We start from the raw sequence: 16,228 nt of genomic DNA, 5'->3' as shown, positions 1-16,228 counted from the left end.
AATGGACTGGCTTAGTAGCAATTTTTCTTTACAGCTAATCCCCAACATAATTCGAGTTACAGGAAGGCGGCAAGGGCGTGAGTCCCGATGAGCTTACTCTGGTAAGTGATTCGGGTAAGTGCACGTAGCCAACGCACCTGTAACTTGAACAATAAAGGGGATACGCTAGGGTCGTTTACGCCCAGTAAACAAGCTGACCAGAAACAGGATGATCCCCACCACAAAAACAATTTTTGCAGCGCCTGCTGCGGTACCCGCCAGTCCACCAAATCCCAGAGCGGCGGCAATTAACGCGATAACCAGAAATATGATGCCCCATCGAAACATATGCTTCTCCTTTACCATAGTTAATGTCGACCGCTTGATATGAGCGCTCAGGCTGCTCATCGGCGATATTTTCAGTGTGGTGCACAACGCGCCTCCCGACAAACGTCAGGAGGACGAATTAAGTCGAATTACTGAGTTTTGAGGTCGTTTTTGACGCTTTTCACGCCATCAATTGCTTTAGCGATACTCTCAGCACGCTCACTTTGCGCCTGTGAATCGACGGTTCCTGAAAGCTGGACCACGCCATCGGTCGTCTCAACTTTCACTTTACGAGAAGGGACAATGTCATCAGCCAGCAGCTTGGCTTTCACTTCACTGGTGATAGCCGTATCACCCGCATAGCCTTTTACAGAGGTGTTTTTGCTGTCACGCACGTGCAGTTTGTCGCTAACGGAGGTCACGCCCTCAACGCCTTTCGCAACTTTAACGGCCTCTTCGGCCTGAGCCTGGCTCTCAACGAACCCACTTAACGTCACCACTTTCTGGTCCGTTTTGACGGAGATATCGGTGCTCTTAATGCTTTCGTGGTCCACCAGCGCGGCTTTTACTTTGGCGGTGATGGTGCTGTCATCCATGAAATTACCGACTTTGTTCATAGAGCTATCGACTTTCTGCCCCGCACTTTCGAGCCCGGATTGCGCTTTATCCATTGTGCCGTTTTCTGCATAGGCAGAACCCGTTGCGACAGCGGAAGTCAGCATCACGGCCAGTAGCGTTTTAGAAATCTTAAGTCCTGTCATTGTCATCGATGTATTCCTGTTTGTTGTGCTTATAGCGATGTTCTGCCACTTAGCGGTCATAACCAGCAACTAATCACGTGACTGAAATAAATATCAGCTAAAGAGGCTGAAAAATGCTTAATGAAGAGCATTAAAAGCCGATATTTATGTCATCACATTGTTAAATATAGTTCACGATTTCGTGGCTGATGTCTGAATTGATTAAAAAGCAAACAAAACTCAGGGGATTTAAGAACATTCCGCAAGGGATTTAAAAGACAGGAAAAGTTGCAGGGCGCGGTGAATACCGCACCCTGGAAGGCAGATTAGTGTTCGCGCGTTTTGCGGAACTGAACGTCAGGGTAACGTTCCTGGGTGAGATTCAGGTTAACCATGGTCGGCGCGATATAGGTGAGGTTATCGCCGCCATCCAGCGCCAGCTGAATTTCGTTTTTACGCTTAAATTCTTCGAATTTTTTCACGTCAGAACACTCTACCCAGCGCGCAGTCGCCACGTTGACTGACTCATAAATCGCTTCAACGTTGTATTCGCTCTTCAGACGAGAAACCACCACGTCGAACTGCAGCACACCGACGGCGCCAACGATCAGATCGTTGTTGGCAATCGGACGGAAGACCTGCACTGCGCCCTCTTCTGACAGCTGAACCAGCCCTTTCAACAACTGCTTCTGCTTCAATGGATCTTTCAGACGGATACGGCGGAACAGTTCCGGTGCGAAGTTCGGAATACCGGTGAACTTCATCATTTCACCCTGAGTAAAGGTATCGCCGATCTGGATCGTGCCGTGGTTATGCAAACCAAGAATATCGCCAGGATACGCCTCTTCCACATGAGAACGGTCACCGGCCATAAAGGTCAGCGCATCGGAGATCACCACGTCTTTACCAATACGTACCTGACGCATTTTCATGCCTTTCTCGTACTTGCCGGAAACCACACGCATGAAAGCGACACGGTCGCGGTGTTTCGGGTCCATGTTGGCCTGAATTTTAAAGACGAAACCGGTGAACTTCTCTTCTGAGGCTTCTACAACGCGGGTGTCGGTTTTACGCGGCATCGGCGCTGGCGCCCACTCCACTAAGCCATCCAGCATATGGTCAACACCGAAGTTACCCAGCGCAGTACCAAAGAAGACCGGCGTGATTTCACCGGCAAGGAACAGCTCATGATCGAATTCGTTAGACGCGCCCTGCACCAGCTCCAGCTCGTCACGCAGTTGCTGCGCCAGGTCTTCACCTACGGCAGCGTCAAGTTCAGGGTTATTCAGCCCTTTAACAATGCGCACTTCCTGAATCGTATGGCCTTTACCGGTCTGGTACAGATACGTTTCATCTTTGTACAGGTGATAGACGCCCTTGAACAACTTACCGCAGCCAATCGGCCAGGTGATCGGCGCGCAGCCGATTTTCAGTTCGTTCTCGACTTCATCCAGCAGCTCCATTGGATCGCGGATGTCACGGTCGAGTTTGTTCATAAAGGTCAGGATCGGCGTATCGCGCAGACGGGTAACTTCCATCAGTTTACGGGTCCTGTCCTCAACGCCTTTCGCGGCATCGATAACCATCAGGCAGCAGTCCACCGCTGTCAGAGTACGGTAAGTATCTTCGGAGAAGTCTTCGTGCCCCGGGGTATCCAGCAGGTTTACCAGGCAGTCATGATACGGAAACTGCATGACAGAGGTGGTAATTGAGATACCACGCTGCTTTTCCATTTCCATCCAGTCAGACTTGGCATGCTGGCTGGAGCCACGGCCTTTTACTGTACCGGCGGTCTGAATTGCCTGTCCGAATAACAGCACCTTTTCAGTAATTGTCGTTTTACCGGCATCCGGGTGAGAAATAATGGCAAAAGTGCGGCGTTTGGCCACCTCTTGCAAATAAGGAGACAACGTCATAGTCAAATCTTCTTAGGTAAGCACGGCATTGTGCCGCGCAAGTTGAATACGAAAAATTGCGGCTATTTTACCCATCAATGGGGGGGAGGCAATCAGTGTTTACACAGGAGCTGCTCCAGTTCGCTTAACGACACGACAGTCCAGGTCGGCTGAATGCCCGCTGGCTGCTCGCGGCGGTGCGTATTTAGCCAGCAGGTGGATAGCCCGGCGTTAATGCCACCAAGAATATCGGACTCTGCGGTGTCGCCCACCATCAGCACACGGGAACGGTCAGGGTTGCCCGCCAGCTCCAGCGCATGGTCAAAAATACGGGGATCGGGTTTTGCCACCCCAACCTGCTCAGAAATCACCAGCAGATCGAAATAGTCGCGCAGGCCCGTACGCTCCAGACGGATTTGCTGTAATGCAGTAAAACCATTGGTAATGATGCCAATCTTTGCTTTACCGCGAATCGCATTAAGCAGCGACACGGCCCCCGGTAACGGCGAACAGATTTCCGCCATGGCATTAATAAACGCATCGTTTAGCTGGCCTGGCTCGACCTTCAGGCGCTCAGCCCAGCTCTGAAAACGAGCATGCTGCAGCTGTAATGAGGTAATTGCGCCGTTTTGATAATCCACCCACAGCGGTTTATTCACGGCCTGGTAGTCCTGAAAATCTTCAGCGGTAAAGGTGATGCTATAGTCGAGAAACATCCGCTGTAAGCCGGTAAACGAGTCAAACGTAAACAGCGTTTCATCGGCATCAAAGAAAATCCAGTCCCACTTCATCATCATTACACCTTGTCTTACATGCTGATTGGCAATGCCATTATGATGGCATCTTCGTGACCATCGGCTGTCGGATAGTAATTGCGCCGAATCGTCGCCTCGTTAAAGCCAAGGCTTTCATACAATGCGATTGCCGCAGCATTCGAGGCGCGAACCTCAAGCCACAGCGTCAGAATACCGCGTTTTTCCAGCTCATCGATCAGGTATTCCAGCAGCTCACGCCCCAGCCCCCGGCGTTGAAAGTCAGGATCAACGGCGATGTTGAACAGCGTAGCTTCATCCAGCACGACCTGCGTAATCGCAAAGGCTGCCATCGTGCCGTCAACGGTCAGTTGAAAGTTGAGATAACGATCGCCCTGGTTGCTGGCGAATGTTTTTTCACTCCACGGAAAGGCGTGGGCGCGTTTTTCAATCTGAAATGCTGCAGGTAAATCAGTCGGTTCGAGGGAAGAAATCGTGTTCATATGCGCAGATTTGTTGCCATAACGCGGCGCGTGCCGCTGGGTTATCCCGTAATTCATTAAACGCAGGACTGGCGACCTGAGCGCCCTCCAGCAGCAGCGGCTCTTCGGTTCCCAGCCGCCAGCTATTACAGCGGCTACCTTGCGGCAGCATGGCGACACGGTCAGGCGTCAGTTGTAAAACCTGATCCGGACTCACGGTCAATGCGTGTAAAATATCGCTCATTAACGGTTCGGTTAGCGCGGGTAACTGTGCAGCAACCATCACCAAACGGACATGCGCAGGAATTGAAATCGCGATCTCGCCCCGCAGCGCGCCAGGACGGCGCAGCGACCACTGCGTAATGCCCAGTTGCTGTAACTGCCAGTCTCGTCGGGATGTCATAGCGAAACACTCCTGTCTATCAGGGGCGCAAATATAGCAAATTCGTCGAATCAGCGCCAACAAACAACGATACACATCATCCCGCAGACCGCCTTGATTCAGCTTGAATGATTTTGTGTATATAATCGCACCCTATATAAATTAAGGAGCATTCCATGTCTGCTTTTACCCCGGCAAGTGAAGTCTTGCTGCGCCACAGTGATGATTTCGAACAAAGCCGTATTCTGTTTGCCGGTGATTTGCAGGATGACCTGCCAGCCCAATTCGCAAGCGCCGCCAGCCGCGCGCATACTCAGCAGTTGCACCATTGGCAGGTACTGAACCGCCAAATGGGTGATAACGTCCGCTTTAGCCTCGTCGCCCAAGCCGATGACGTTGCTGACAGCGATACGCTGATCTACTACTGGCCGAAGAATAAGCCAGAAGCCCAGTTCCAACTGATGAATATTCTGTCGCTGTTACCCGTCGGCACCGATATTTTTGTTGTCGGTGAGAACCGCAGCGGTGTGCGCAGCGCAGAGCAGATGTTGGCCGAATACGCGCCATTGAATAAAGTCGACAGCGCCCGTCGCTGTGGTCTTTATCATGGTCGCCTGGAAAAACAGCCCGTTTTTGATGCAGAAAAATACTGGGATGAATACACCATCGACAATCTGACCATCAAAACCTTGCCTGGCGTATTCAGCCGTGACGGACTGGATGTCGGCAGCCAGTTGCTACTCTCTACGCTGACGCCGCACACTAAGGGCAAGGTTCTGGATGTCGGCTGTGGCGCGGGCGTGCTCTCTGTTGCATTAGCCAGTCACTCGCCGAAAGTTCGACTGACCCTGTGCGATGTCAGCGCATCCGCGGTTGAAGCCAGTCGCGCAACGCTTGCGGCCAACGGCATTGAAGGTGAGGTGATTGCCAGTAACGTCTTTTCTGACGTGACGGGTCGCTTTGATATGATCATCTCTAACCCACCGTTCCACGATGGCATGCAGACCAGCCTTGATGCAGCTCAAACGCTGATTCGCGGGGCAGTTCGTCACTTGAACAGCGGCGGTGAGCTGCGTATCGTGGCCAACGCCTTCCTGCCGTATCCGAAAGTGCTGGATGAGGTGTTTGGTTTCCATGAAGTTATCGCACAGACCGGTCGTTTCAAGGTTTATCGTACCATCATGACGCGTCAGGCGAAAAAAGCCTAACTGATGCAGGCCGGATAAGGCGTTTACGCCGCCATCCGGCGTGACACCGAGTATTGCCGGATGGCGCTATCGCTTATCCGGCCTACGGTTAGCGCCCATTTTTACATCAATTAATCGCGTCCTGGGCAATTAACTATTGACGAAAAGTTGAAAACCACTAGAATGCGCCTCCGTGGTAACGATACTTTTTGAGTGTCGATGGTATGCGAAGGTGGCGGAATTGGTAGACGCGCTAGCTTCAGGTGTTAGTGTCCTTTCGGACGTGGGGGTTCAAGTCCCCCCCCTCGCACCATAATCCACGTTGATATTGCTCGCACTGGGCGAAGGTGGCGGAATTGGTAGACGCGCTAGCTTCAGGTGTTAGTGTTCTTACGGACGTGGGGGTTCAAGTCCCCCCCCTCGCACCAACGAGGCGATATCAAAAAAAGTAAGATGACTGTGCGAAGGTGGCGGAATTGGTAGACGCGCTAGCTTCAGGTGTTAGTGTCCTTACGGACGTGGGGGTTCAAGTCCCCCCCCTCGCACCAATTATCTTATTTTCCTTTCAGTTTTCATCTCTGTTTTACTCATCCCTGATTCCAGTTCATCATCACCAGAACAATACCGCCGATCAGTGCTGCACATGAAGGTAACAAAACGAAATGCCGTAAGCGTTTGTGGTACAGCATTAGCGAAGTCAGCAGCAGCCCTAATACAATCATCGCCTTCCATGCGTCGAGTGACAGGTCAGTAAATGCCAGCCCGGCAATCACTATCCCCGGCAGCAAAACTCCCCATCCACTGCCCAGCGCACGTTGCAACATGGTTTCACCTATGACATTGATAATGATAACCAATATCATATGATAAATTTTCTCATTTGTCAGCCGGGAAAGGCTATCAATTCTATGAGTTTTACTTAACGATTGATGACATGAATAATTTAAGGTGATAAATTGCTCGCCGGTTAGCTTTTCATCAAAAAACAATAACGACCTGAACGAATGATTTTTCGTTCATCATTTTTCCTTACAAACACACCTTCGTATATTGCAGATAAATAACAATATTTACCTATGACAGTACAATCCTGGCGAACTCTGCGCACTAAGAAATATCAACTCTCTTTACGTCTGTTTCTGCTTCTCAACGCAGTCTCCGCGCTGTTTACGCTTGTTTTCCCACTTTTTACCGTCAAAGCCTTATCTGTCCCGGCGTTGCTCATCCTGGTCGCCAGTACATTGCTGTTGGCATGGCATGGCAAATATGCGAATAAAAGAATTAATCTTCCTTTTATTTCAATCATTTTCGGTTTGTTGTGGGCAGCCCATATTGTGTTGAAATTCACAATACTGGGTAATAACGATTATTATTTTCTGTTAATAGCGCTTCTCAGTGTGTTGTTTATTGGCTCTATCGCTTTTGCCAACAATATCATCGCCTTTACGCTACATTCGTTACCCTCAGTCGTCGTCTGTCTATGGCTTAACGGGAGTGAGCATGGTCTACGCATTTTCTATTTTATGGCATTGCCTATGGCCGGGATTGCCATTCAACATGTGATCCAAAAGCGCTACGACGGCTTTGCCCAACAGCTGATGTACAAACTGCTGGAAGAGCGAGAAACCCTGAACGGCCTCAGTATGCTCGATCCGCTGACGGGGCTGTATAACCGTCGTGGGCTGCAACACCGACTCGATACGTTGCTAGCACTGAGCAACGCGAAGCATTACGTCTTATTGCTGGATATCGATCATTTCAAAGCCTATAACGACCATTACGGACATATGATGGGCGATCAGGCGTTAATTCGCGTTTCTGCCGCGATTCGTGATTCCGTACGCTCCCGGGATGTGGTCGCGCGTTTTGGTGGCGAAGAATTTATGGTGTTACTGACCGCCGTCGATCCACAGCAGGCGCAGGCCGCAGCTGAGCGTATCCGCCAGAAAGTATACGACCTTAAGATCCCTCATATGTTTAATGAGAGCGTAGCAACCAATGTGACGGTCAGCATCGGCATTGCGCCTTTAGTGGATCAGGATATTGACTCCGCGATTACCAGAGCAGACAAAGCGCTTTATGAGGCCAAGAATCTCGGTCGAAACAACACCCTGGTCAGCGATGAGCTGCGGATAAACTGCACCTCTTCCTGAGTTTATCCGTGCGGAACTGCCCGATATTGCGACAAAGATCTTGCCATCGTTTACTCTCGCCTATAGGATTAGCAATCATTATCATTTAGATTAACATCCTTATATAGCTATGGCTTACCGTTCCGCACCCATCGTTGAAGATGTCATCTGGCGCAGCCATCTCCCTTCAGAGATGCCCTCGCTGGCGGCTTCCGTGCGTGCGACCATAGCCCAAACTCGCGAACACTTGCTGGATTTTATTCGTCTTGACGAGACCCCACCGCAAGGTGCAATGACATTATATGAATGGACGCAACCGACAACGTTAAGTTCGCTTCTGGCCGTTTATTCAGACCACATCTACCGCAACCAGCCCACGTTAGTACGCGAAAATAAACCGCTGATCTCCCTCTGGGCGCAATGGTATATCGGCCTGATGATGCCCCCGCTCATGGTGGCTCTGCTGACGCAAAAAGAAGCCATTGATGTCGCGCCGGAACATATGCACGTGGAGTTTCACGAAACCGGGCGTGCCGCATGTTTCTGGATAGATGTACATCAGGATCACCAGACCACTGCACTCTCACCGCAACAACGCATGGAAACGCTGATTTTGTCAGCCCTGACACCGGTGGTTCAGGCGCTGGAATCAACCGGTGAGATCAACGCGAAACTTATCTGGAGCAATACCGGGTATCTCATCCACTGGTATTTAACGGAAATGAAGTCGCTGTTAGGTGAAGAACTGCTGACAACATTGCGTCAAACCTGCTTCTTTGAGAAACAGCTCTCCTGTGGTCAGGATAATCCGTTGTGGCGTACCGTCGTTCCACGTGAGGGACTGTTAGTACGCAGAACCTGCTGTCAACGCTATCGCTTGCCCGATGTTCAGCAATGCGGTGACTGCACGTTAAAGTAAGCGAGGAGCCGCAGCCCCTCGCCTGCACGATTACGCTACCTGCTGACTTTCCTCTTCTATACGCTGGGCTTCTTCTTTTTCCTGCGCCAGCAGTTGCTTCTCATAGACCTTAAAGAAGGGGAAGTAGATGATGGCAGAAACCAGCGCCAACACGACCACCAGGATCGCCGCACGAAAATCCCAGCCTAACGCCCATGCCGCCCCCACCGGGGCCGGTGCGGTCCAGGGTACTACAGAAATGACGCGACCAATCAAATCCAGCTTCATCGCTGCCCAGGCCAAGACAGCATTCACCATCGGCGCAAGCAGGAACGGAATAAAGAACACCGGATTCATCACTATCGGCGTACCGAAAATCACCGGTTCATTGATATTAAAAATACTTGGGACGACGCTGAGGCGTCCAATCGAGCGTAAATGGGCAGAACGACTGCGCAGATAGCAAATCACCAGCCCCATCGTCGCCCCCGATCCCCCCACCACGATGAAGAACGTCCAGAACGCTTCCATAAAGATATGCGGCAAAGGAGCCCCCTGCGCCAACGCCGATTGATTCATGCCGAGGTTGGTCAGCCAGAACATTTGCAGCATCCCGGACACAATCGCCGCCCCGTGAATCCCGGCAAACCACAGCAGGTGGCCTATCAATACCGCCAGCAGTATCGCCGGAAGAGAATCGGCAGCAGACACCAGCGGTTTAAAGATTGCCATAATGGCCTGAGGGATCAGCATATCAAACTGCGACTGTATCACCAGGCTCAGCGGGTACAGCGTCAATACCACAACCAGCACTGGGATCAGGAGATCAAATGAGTTTTTGATCATCGGCGGCACTTGATCGGGTAAGCGGATCCCGATGTTGTGTGCCTTCAGGAACCGCATCATCTCAACGCAATAAATCGCCACGAGGATCGCGGTGAAAATCCCCGTCCCTCCCAGGCTATCAACCGGCATCGAACCTTTGGTTTTCGGTGCAGCAATCAGTAAAAACGCCATGATGGACAGCATCGCGCACATAAACGGATCCAGCTGATACGACTTCACATAGTGTTTACCCAGATTGTAAGCAATGGCGGCACATATATAGACCGACATGATCCCCATCGTCATATCAAACGGCGTGAGTATCTGGCCTTCAAATTGTTTTGCCAGATCCAGCCATGCGCGGGCAAATCCCCAGGTGGTATCCGGCGAAAAAGGAGGATAGGCAAAAACCAGCAGAAAAGATCCTACAATCATAAACGGCATTGCCGAAATGAAACCATCACGTATTGCCATCACATGACGTTGTGAAGAAATGCGTCCGGCGACAGGGCTAACGTAGTTTTCAACAAAGCGGAAAATCACATTAAACACAGCATGGTTAGTAGACATAGCCGCTCTCCTGTTGTGCAAAACCCTGTAAATGTGCTGGTATCAACACCACCACGTAAGGCCCGTTACCACTTTTCGCAACCGTGCCGGGAGGAACGCCAGCGCTACCGCTATTAAAGTTAAGTTTCATAGATGGCTCTTATTATGTGATACAGAGGAAGTGACAGCTTCAGTATTAATCGCCATTTCAACATTCTGCAACCGGTTACTGTAACCGGTTTCTTTGATTGTGAAGGTGATCGAAAAACTGCCGATGTTGCTATGTTGTTACAATAAAATATTTACAGTAACGCTTCCCCTATGACAAATTACGCCAGGCGGTTTTCTGCTATACAGGGCTGCGGATAAGCGAGAGGGAGAAAAGAGTGAGTTTGCAATCAGTGCGGCAGTTTTTTGCGCAACATGCGCCAGATATTGAAATCATCGAATTAGATCAAAGCACCGCCACCGTCGATCTGGCAGCAAAAGCCCATAACGTCGAACCAGGGCAGATAGCAAAAACGCTGTCACTAAAGGTGAAAAACGACATTATCCTGGTCGTCGCCAGAGGAGATGCGCGCCTCGATAATAAAAAACTGAAAAATACGTTTGGTGCCAAAGCGCGCATGCTGAGTAGCGATGAAGTGGTCATCGCAACAGGCCATCCCGTGGGAGGCGTATGTCCTTTCGGCCTGGAGACACCAATATCGGTGTACTGTGATGTCTCGTTGAAACACTACACTGAAGTGCTCCCTGCGGCTGGAGCCACTCATAGCGCGGTTCGCATCACGCCAGAGAGGATAGCAGAACTGACTGCGGCGACCTGGGTTGATGTGTGCCAGTGATCGATGTGCCTTTCCATGCCAATAACTAAGCTGATACACCTTTTCTCAAGCGCGCCATAACGGGGCAGTACGACGAAAAGAAGACGGTTCTGCAGAGCGTACATGCAACAGAATATCGGCAGCGTCCAGTAACCCGGCATCCGAACTCACACCCAGTTTGGACATCACATTAAATTTATGCGCGCGAATCGTTTTAATGTTTCGCTCAAGCTCAATCGCAATCTGCAGCATCGAATAGCCATTCGACATATAGCGCAGAATTTCGCGCTCGGTTGGGCTAAGCATGCGACATTGATTGATATACCAGAGTTTTTTTGTATCCTCTGTTTCCCCTCTGACACACTCCAGCGCTGCAAATAATTCTTCCTGTAACACACTCAGCGTGGATGCTTTGCTAATCACGGCATCCAGTGGTGACGGTGACAGCGAGCCAATTAACCGCGCCTCATCATCATCATCGGCAATGACTACTCGCTTGATGCGAGGGTGTTTCACCGCCAGCTCCGTCAGATAAGCCAGACCGGTGCGGCGATCGGTTCTTTTCGCGGAAAGTGAAAAAATAACCGCGGAAAATGACGTCTGTGACATCGCCTGGCTGAAGGCTGGCTGTCGTGAAAAGGGATGGAGTCGGTATTGGTTATTCGGTCTGGCATTAAATAAATTATAAATACCCACACTGCTCATTACACACTTTTCTACCAGTGCGACATTTCTTTTGATACTTCTGTCTTCCATTCCGTGGTCTCTCCATAAACTGAAGGTAGATTCAATTCTCGTGCTCCTTGAGAACTATTTATCCAGGCATACATCTCCGCATTGCTGTGTATTGACAGACGACGCATCGCACTATTTTTCTGGGCGCTGATGGTCTTATTACTTTTTTTAAGTAATGTGGCAATCTGATTAATCCCCCAGCCCTTTCCCAGAAGCCGTAGCACTTTCCGTTCAGATAGCGTCAGAATAATTGAATGTACGCTAGGATCCTGTCTTTCTGGTGTTATGACCGGAGAGAGCAATACAGGGCTAATTCTGTCAGCATAAATATTCCCCGCATCAATAGCATTTACTAAACTGTCGATTGGTTCGGCATCGGATAACAGCGTACTGATTGGACACATCAGCAACTCAACGGCCACAGGATAATAATTTCGAGAAACGAGAAAGACCCAGTGAATATCACGGTATTGGGGTAACAAAGAATAATATTGTTCGCAGATCAAACGCGGATGGCTACAATCTCCGGTTAAATCAGCGATGACCAGATCTGAACGTCGCAGTTGCAACAATGTCAGTTCTTCTACGGAGCGGCAGTAGGTCAGTTTGTAATCGGAGAAATGCGCCTGCATTACCCCTTTAAGCCCAGTTTGTATGATGGGTAATTTACTAATAATAATTGCGTTCTTGCAGCGTCCCAGCAACATAACTCCTCCATATTCACATGTCTTCAATCTTGCTCACGCAAGTATCACCTACAATCAAATAAAATAATTAATAAATAGACATGCGTTGAACAATAGACAGGATGAATTATTTATCCCTATTCTGAATAGGGAACGGTGATGCTACATTCCCAATAACATCACACTATAAATTTATCATGACATAATTACGCATAAGTACATTCATTGTACAATTAAAATAACTACATTAAATTATTAGCATTCCTTACGTAATTACTGTTCACCTCAGAAAATTTAGCCCTGGTTCAAGAGTGGCTCCACGATACGATTCTCTGCAACCGCCGAGTGACCTGTTTCTTTTTTCAACACAAAGATTGATCTTATCCAGAGCCAACGGACTCGCGCTTCATGATAAAAAGAAGATATTCTTCATTAAGAGAGCATCTTTTAGTCAGAGCGAGCTATGCAAACAGAGCTGTCGTCACAAAGAACGGTTACACGGTTATGTATACAATGCGGGCTTTTTTTACTGCAACATGGCGCAGAAAGCGCGTTAGTCGATGAACTTTCCACCCGTCTGGGTCTGGCGCTTGGGATGGACAGTGTAGAAAGTGCCATATCATCGAATGCCATCGTCCTGACGACGATCAAAGACGGACAATGCCTGACATCGACCCGAAAAAATCAGGATCGTGGCATCAATATGCACGTCGTGACGGAAGTGCAACACATTGTTATTTTGGCAGAACATAATCTGCTGGACGAAAAAGGGGTAGAGAAACGGTTTAACCAAATCAAACCGCTGCGCTATCCCAGATGGCTGGTTGCTTTCATGGTCGGATTGTCCTGCGCCTGCTTTTGTAAGCTCAATAACGGCGGCTGGGATGGCGCGATGATTACCTTTTTCGCCAGCATGATCGCCATGTACATTCGCCAGATCCTGGCTTCCCGGCATTTGCATCCACAAATCAACTTTTGTATCACCGCTTTTGTGGCAACCACCATATCCGGGCTGCTGCTTACGCTACCGACGTTTAATCACACGCCTACTGTAGCCATGGCCGCCAGCGTGCTGTTACTGGTTCCCGGTTTTCCGTTGATCAATTCGGTTGCGGATATGTTTAAAGGACACATTAACACCGGCCTCGCTCGCTGGGCGATTGCCAGTCTGCTTACGCTGGCAACCTGTATTGGCGTGGTGATGTCTATGACCTTATGGGGGCTTCGCGGATGGGCGTGATCGATTTTATTTTGGCACTCATACAGGACATTATCCTTTCTGCCATCCCGGCAGTAGGATTTGCCATGGTCTTTAATGTTCCACATCGGGCGCTTCCCTGGTGTGCGTTGTTGGGTGCCCTGGGACACGGTTCCCGAATGGTTATGATGACCGCTGGATTCAATATCGAATGGTCCACCTTTATGGCCTCGTTGCTGGTAGGCTGCATTGGGATCCAGTGGTCACGATGGTATCTGGCACATCCGAAAGTCTTCACCGTTGCGGCAGTGATCCCTATGTTTCCAGGGATCTCCGCCTACACCGCTATGATATCCGCCGTAAAGATCGGTCATTTCGGCTATAGCGAAGCGCTGATGATCACCCTGCTGACCAACTTCCTGAAAGCATCATCAATTGTAGGCGCACTCTCAATTGGGCTTTCCGTGCCAGGATTATGGCTGTATCGCAAACGTCCGCGCGTGTAACGAGTGAACCTGTTTACCCCTTTGCAGATGGGGGAACCTTCCCTCATCTGCTGCTCTCCTCTTTCTCTGTGTTACTATAAAAGCAGTCCCTTCTCGGTTGTTGTTCAGTATTGAGAAACATTATGTCCTGCAAAATTTTGACTCCGGACGTCATCAGTATTGACGCCTTATTACACGATCACAACGCGGTGCTGGCGAAGTCGGCGGCTGGCGCTGTGGCTGTTTTTGCCAATAATGCGCCTGCTTTTTACGCCGTAACCCCAGCACGACTGGCAGAGTTGCTGGCGCTTGAAGAGAAGCTGTCACGCCCGGGAAGCGATGTAACCTTAGATGCCCAATTCTATGAAGAGCCGCAAGCGGCACCGGTTGCCGTGCCAATGGGTAAATTTGCGATGTACGCTGACTGGCAGCCAGATGCTGACTTCCAGCGTCAGGCGGCGTTATGGGGAGTGGCGCTAAGAGAGCCCGTCACCACAGAAGAACTGGCTTCATTTGTTGCCTACTGGCAAGCCGAAGGCAAAGTCTTTCACCATATCCAGTGGCAGCAAAAACTGGCACGCAGCATACAAATAGGCCGGGCCAGCAATGGCGGGATGCCCAAGCGCGATGTTAACAGTGTCAGCGAACCTGACAGCCATATTCCACCAGGTTTTAGGGGATAACGATGAAAAACGTTGGCGACCTGATGAAACGTTTGCAAAAAATGATGCCACCCAATGTTGAGCCGGCCTTCAAAACAGGCGAGGAGCTGCTGGCGTGGCAAAAGGAGCAAGGTGAAATTCGTGCCGCTGCATTGGCGCGTGAGAATCGGGCCATGAAAATGCAAAGGACCTTCAACCGTTCCGGTATCCGCCCACTACACCAGAACTGCTCGTTCGAGAACTATCGTGTCGAGTGCGAAGGTCAGATGAACGCCCTAAGCAAAGCCCGCCAATACGTTGAAGAATTTGACGGCAACATCGCCAGTTTTATCTTCTCCGGCAAACCCGGTACGGGTAAAAACCATCTTGCCGCTGCCATCTGCAACGAACTGCTGCTGCGCGGCAAGTCGGTACTGATTATTACCGTGGCCGATATCATGTCGGCGATGAAAGAGACATTCAGCAATCGTGAGACCAGTGAAGAGCAACTGCTCAACGATCTCAGCAATGTGGATCTCCTGGTGATCGACGAGATCGGCATGCAGACAGAATCCCGCTACGAGAAAGTGATCATCAACCAGATTGTCGATCGCCGTTCGTCGTCTAAACGTCCAACCGGCATGTTAACAAACAGCAATATGGATGAAATGAACAAACTGCTCGGCGAACGGGTGATGGATCGTATGCGTCTGGGCAACAGCCTGTGGGTGATCTTTAACTGGGAAAGCTACCGGAGTCGGGTCACCGGCAAAGAGTATTAGCGTATTGGGAACACTCCTAAGACAGCCAGCGCTATACTGCGCTGAAAATGCATAACACGAGTTACACATAATGATGAAAACTACCAAACGTCTGCTGTGCTGCGCGGTTGCCGCCAGCACGCTCATTTCCACCAGCGTTTTTGCCGCATCCTGGCAAGATTCTCTCTCTAGCGCAGCCAGCGAACTGAGCAAACAAAGTTCCACCTCGCAGGGCAGTTCCTCGATTTCTTCCCTGACCAGCCTGTTAAATGGCAGCAATCAGTCTCTGACGTCCAGCAGCATGAATAACGCAGCAGGGATTCTGGAATACTGTGCAAAACAGAAACTGGCTTCGGTCACTGACGCGCAAAACGTCAAAAACCAGGTGCTGGATAAACTGGGCCTGAGCACGGCTGAGCAGAAAAAAGATACCAACTATCTGGATGGTATTCAGGGAATGCTCAATACCAAAGATGGTCAGCAGCTTAACCTGAGCAACATTGGCAGCACACCGCTGGCCGAGAAGGTCAAAACCAAGGCCTGCGATCTGGTATTAAAACAGGGTATGAACTTCATTTCCTGATGCAACAAATGCCGCGCCCCGGCCATTTCACCACCGGCGCGGCATCAATCAATTCCACGAAAAAATTTGCATACCAAATGAGTAGTGATTGCCCGCAAAAACCCGCATATCTAAACCAATTCTGAATAACAACCTCATTTAATGTCACTACAATTGCAGCAATATAA

The 16,228-nt window shown here is 50.0% G+C and carries 20 protein-coding genes and 3 tRNA genes; 12 read left to right on the top strand and 11 right to left on the bottom strand.

All coding sequences use genetic code 11. The features are described from left to right. Nucleotides 1-165: 165 nt before the first annotated feature. The 6 genes from NNO08_RS15270 to holD all read right to left on the bottom strand — a co-directional run bounded on the left by NNO08_RS15270 (nt 166) and on the right by holD (nt 4,578). Nucleotides 166-327 (bottom strand): DUF1328 domain-containing protein, encoded by a 162-nt coding sequence (locus tag NNO08_RS15270; protein WP_003019081.1) that lies wholly within the window; start codon nt 325-327, stop codon nt 166-168. A gap of 128 nt (nt 328-455) precedes the next feature. Then, nucleotides 456-1,073 (bottom strand): molecular chaperone OsmY, encoded by a 618-nt coding sequence (gene osmY, locus NNO08_RS15265; RefSeq protein ID WP_271449389.1) that lies wholly within the window; start codon nt 1,071-1,073, stop codon nt 456-458. Between the two features lie 299 nt (nt 1,074-1,372). Further along, a complete protein-coding gene (gene prfC / locus NNO08_RS15260; protein ID WP_016151601.1) occupies nt 1,373-2,962 on the bottom strand; it encodes a peptide chain release factor 3 in 1,590 nt (529 codons plus the stop codon). Between the two features lie 92 nt (nt 2,963-3,054). Then, nucleotides 3,055-3,732 carry a pyrimidine 5'-nucleotidase gene (gene yjjG / locus NNO08_RS15255; protein ID WP_271457039.1) on the bottom strand — a complete coding sequence of 226 codons (678 nt, stop codon included), beginning with the start codon at nt 3,730-3,732 and terminating at the stop codon, nt 3,055-3,057. A 17-nt stretch (nt 3,733-3,749) separates the two neighbouring features. Then, complete coding sequence (rimI, locus tag NNO08_RS15250; protein ID WP_271441712.1) at nt 3,750-4,196, bottom strand: ribosomal protein S18-alanine N-acetyltransferase; 447 nt, start codon at nt 4,194-4,196, stop codon at nt 3,750-3,752. Further along, the gene (holD, locus tag NNO08_RS15245; protein ID WP_137383810.1) at nt 4,165-4,578 is read right to left on the bottom strand and encodes a DNA polymerase III subunit psi; all 414 of its coding nucleotides are present in this window, start codon (nt 4,576-4,578) and stop codon (nt 4,165-4,167) included. The genes rimI and holD overlap by 32 nt, the downstream gene beginning before the upstream one ends. A 155-nt stretch (nt 4,579-4,733) precedes the next feature. Between holD and rsmC the strand changes: the two genes are divergently transcribed. The 4 genes from rsmC (at nt 4,734) to NNO08_RS15225 (ending at nt 6,292) form a co-directional block, all read left to right on the top strand. Continuing rightward, nucleotides 4,734-5,765, top strand: coding sequence for a 16S rRNA (guanine(1207)-N(2))-methyltransferase RsmC (gene rsmC / locus NNO08_RS15240; RefSeq protein ID WP_271441713.1), 1,032 nt, complete (start codon nt 4,734-4,736; stop codon nt 5,763-5,765). 205 nt (nt 5,766-5,970) lie between these two features. Further along, nucleotides 5,971-6,057: transfer RNA gene (locus tag NNO08_RS15235), tRNA-Leu, on the top strand. 28 nt (nt 6,058-6,085) lie between these two features. Further along, nucleotides 6,086-6,172: transfer RNA gene (locus NNO08_RS15230), tRNA-Leu, on the top strand. Between the two features lie 33 nt (nt 6,173-6,205). Beyond that, nucleotides 6,206-6,292 (top strand) — tRNA-Leu (locus NNO08_RS15225). A 39-nt stretch (nt 6,293-6,331) separates the two neighbouring features. On the opposite strand, the gene NNO08_RS15220 is transcribed toward NNO08_RS15225, so the two are convergent. Continuing rightward, complete coding sequence (locus tag NNO08_RS15220; RefSeq protein WP_086523828.1) at nt 6,332-6,568, bottom strand: DUF1435 domain-containing protein; 237 nt, start codon at nt 6,566-6,568, stop codon at nt 6,332-6,334. A gap of 252 nt (nt 6,569-6,820) precedes the next feature. On the opposite strand from NNO08_RS15220, the gene NNO08_RS15215 reads away from it, so the two are divergent. Next, entirely contained in the window at nt 6,821-7,897 is a 1,077-nt protein-coding gene (locus NNO08_RS15215; RefSeq protein WP_271457022.1) for a GGDEF domain-containing protein, read from the top strand. A 109-nt stretch (nt 7,898-8,006) separates the two neighbouring features. Then, nucleotides 8,007-8,795: a siderophore-iron reductase FhuF gene (gene fhuF, locus NNO08_RS15210; RefSeq protein ID WP_271457021.1), complete on the top strand. Its 789-nt coding sequence runs from the start codon at nt 8,007-8,009 to the stop codon at nt 8,793-8,795. A gap of 30 nt (nt 8,796-8,825) precedes the next feature. Here the strand turns inward: fhuF and NNO08_RS15205 are convergent, their stop codons facing one another. Together NNO08_RS15205 and NNO08_RS15200 are read right to left on the bottom strand one after the other, a co-directional pair. After that, on the bottom strand, nt 8,826-10,169 hold the full coding sequence (locus tag NNO08_RS15205; protein WP_271457020.1) for a PTS sugar transporter subunit IIC: 1,344 nt from the start codon (nt 10,167-10,169) through the stop codon (nt 8,826-8,828). Beyond that, nucleotides 10,159-10,299 (bottom strand): hypothetical protein, encoded by a 141-nt coding sequence (locus NNO08_RS15200; protein WP_271441718.1) that lies wholly within the window; start codon nt 10,297-10,299, stop codon nt 10,159-10,161. The genes NNO08_RS15205 and NNO08_RS15200 overlap by 11 nt, the downstream gene beginning before the upstream one ends. Nucleotides 10,300-10,534: 235 nt before the next feature. On the opposite strand from NNO08_RS15200, the gene NNO08_RS15195 reads away from it, so the two are divergent. Further along, the gene (locus NNO08_RS15195) at nt 10,535-10,993 is read left to right on the top strand and encodes a YbaK/EbsC family protein (protein ID WP_271455834.1); all 459 of its coding nucleotides are present in this window, start codon (nt 10,535-10,537) and stop codon (nt 10,991-10,993) included. A gap of 45 nt (nt 10,994-11,038) precedes the next feature. Here NNO08_RS15195 and bglJ read toward each other — a convergent pair whose 3' ends face one another. Both bglJ and NNO08_RS15185 read right to left on the bottom strand, forming a co-directional pair. Next, nucleotides 11,039-11,728: a DNA-binding transcriptional activator BglJ gene (gene bglJ, locus NNO08_RS15190; protein ID WP_271441720.1), complete on the bottom strand. Its 690-nt coding sequence runs from the start codon at nt 11,726-11,728 to the stop codon at nt 11,039-11,041. Further along, the gene (locus NNO08_RS15185; RefSeq protein ID WP_271449393.1) at nt 11,689-12,414 is read right to left on the bottom strand and encodes a helix-turn-helix transcriptional regulator; all 726 of its coding nucleotides are present in this window, start codon (nt 12,412-12,414) and stop codon (nt 11,689-11,691) included. Before NNO08_RS15185 ends, bglJ begins: the two co-directional genes overlap by 40 nt. Before the next feature lie 442 nt (nt 12,415-12,856). Between NNO08_RS15185 and NNO08_RS15180 the strand changes: the two genes are divergently transcribed. The 5 genes from NNO08_RS15180 to NNO08_RS15160 all read left to right on the top strand — a co-directional run bounded on the left by NNO08_RS15180 (nt 12,857) and on the right by NNO08_RS15160 (nt 16,061). After that, the gene (locus NNO08_RS15180; RefSeq protein WP_271449394.1) at nt 12,857-13,633 is read left to right on the top strand and encodes a threonine/serine ThrE exporter family protein; all 777 of its coding nucleotides are present in this window, start codon (nt 12,857-12,859) and stop codon (nt 13,631-13,633) included. Continuing rightward, nucleotides 13,624-14,097 carry a threonine/serine exporter gene (locus NNO08_RS15175; protein ID WP_271457019.1) on the top strand — a complete coding sequence of 158 codons (474 nt, stop codon included), beginning with the start codon at nt 13,624-13,626 and terminating at the stop codon, nt 14,095-14,097. Before NNO08_RS15180 ends, NNO08_RS15175 begins: the two co-directional genes overlap by 10 nt. A 122-nt stretch (nt 14,098-14,219) precedes the next feature. Then, nucleotides 14,220-14,759, top strand: coding sequence for a primosomal protein DnaT (gene dnaT / locus NNO08_RS15170; protein WP_271449395.1), 540 nt, complete (start codon nt 14,220-14,222; stop codon nt 14,757-14,759). Between the two features lie 2 nt (nt 14,760-14,761). After that, nucleotides 14,762-15,499 (top strand): DNA replication protein DnaC, encoded by a 738-nt coding sequence (gene dnaC / locus NNO08_RS15165; RefSeq protein ID WP_003019133.1) that lies wholly within the window; start codon nt 14,762-14,764, stop codon nt 15,497-15,499. A 70-nt stretch (nt 15,500-15,569) separates the two neighbouring features. Continuing rightward, nucleotides 15,570-16,061: a DUF2501 domain-containing protein gene (locus NNO08_RS15160; protein WP_271442549.1), complete on the top strand. Its 492-nt coding sequence runs from the start codon at nt 15,570-15,572 to the stop codon at nt 16,059-16,061. Nucleotides 16,062-16,228 lie beyond the last annotated feature (167 nt).

Origin of the sequence: Citrobacter sp. Igbk 17, from assembly GCF_028069775.1 — a bacterium.
Lineage (GTDB): Bacteria > Pseudomonadota > Gammaproteobacteria > Enterobacterales > Enterobacteriaceae > Citrobacter.
Note: the sequence above shows the minus strand (reverse complement) of the source record. Positions and strands in the feature narration are given on the sequence as shown.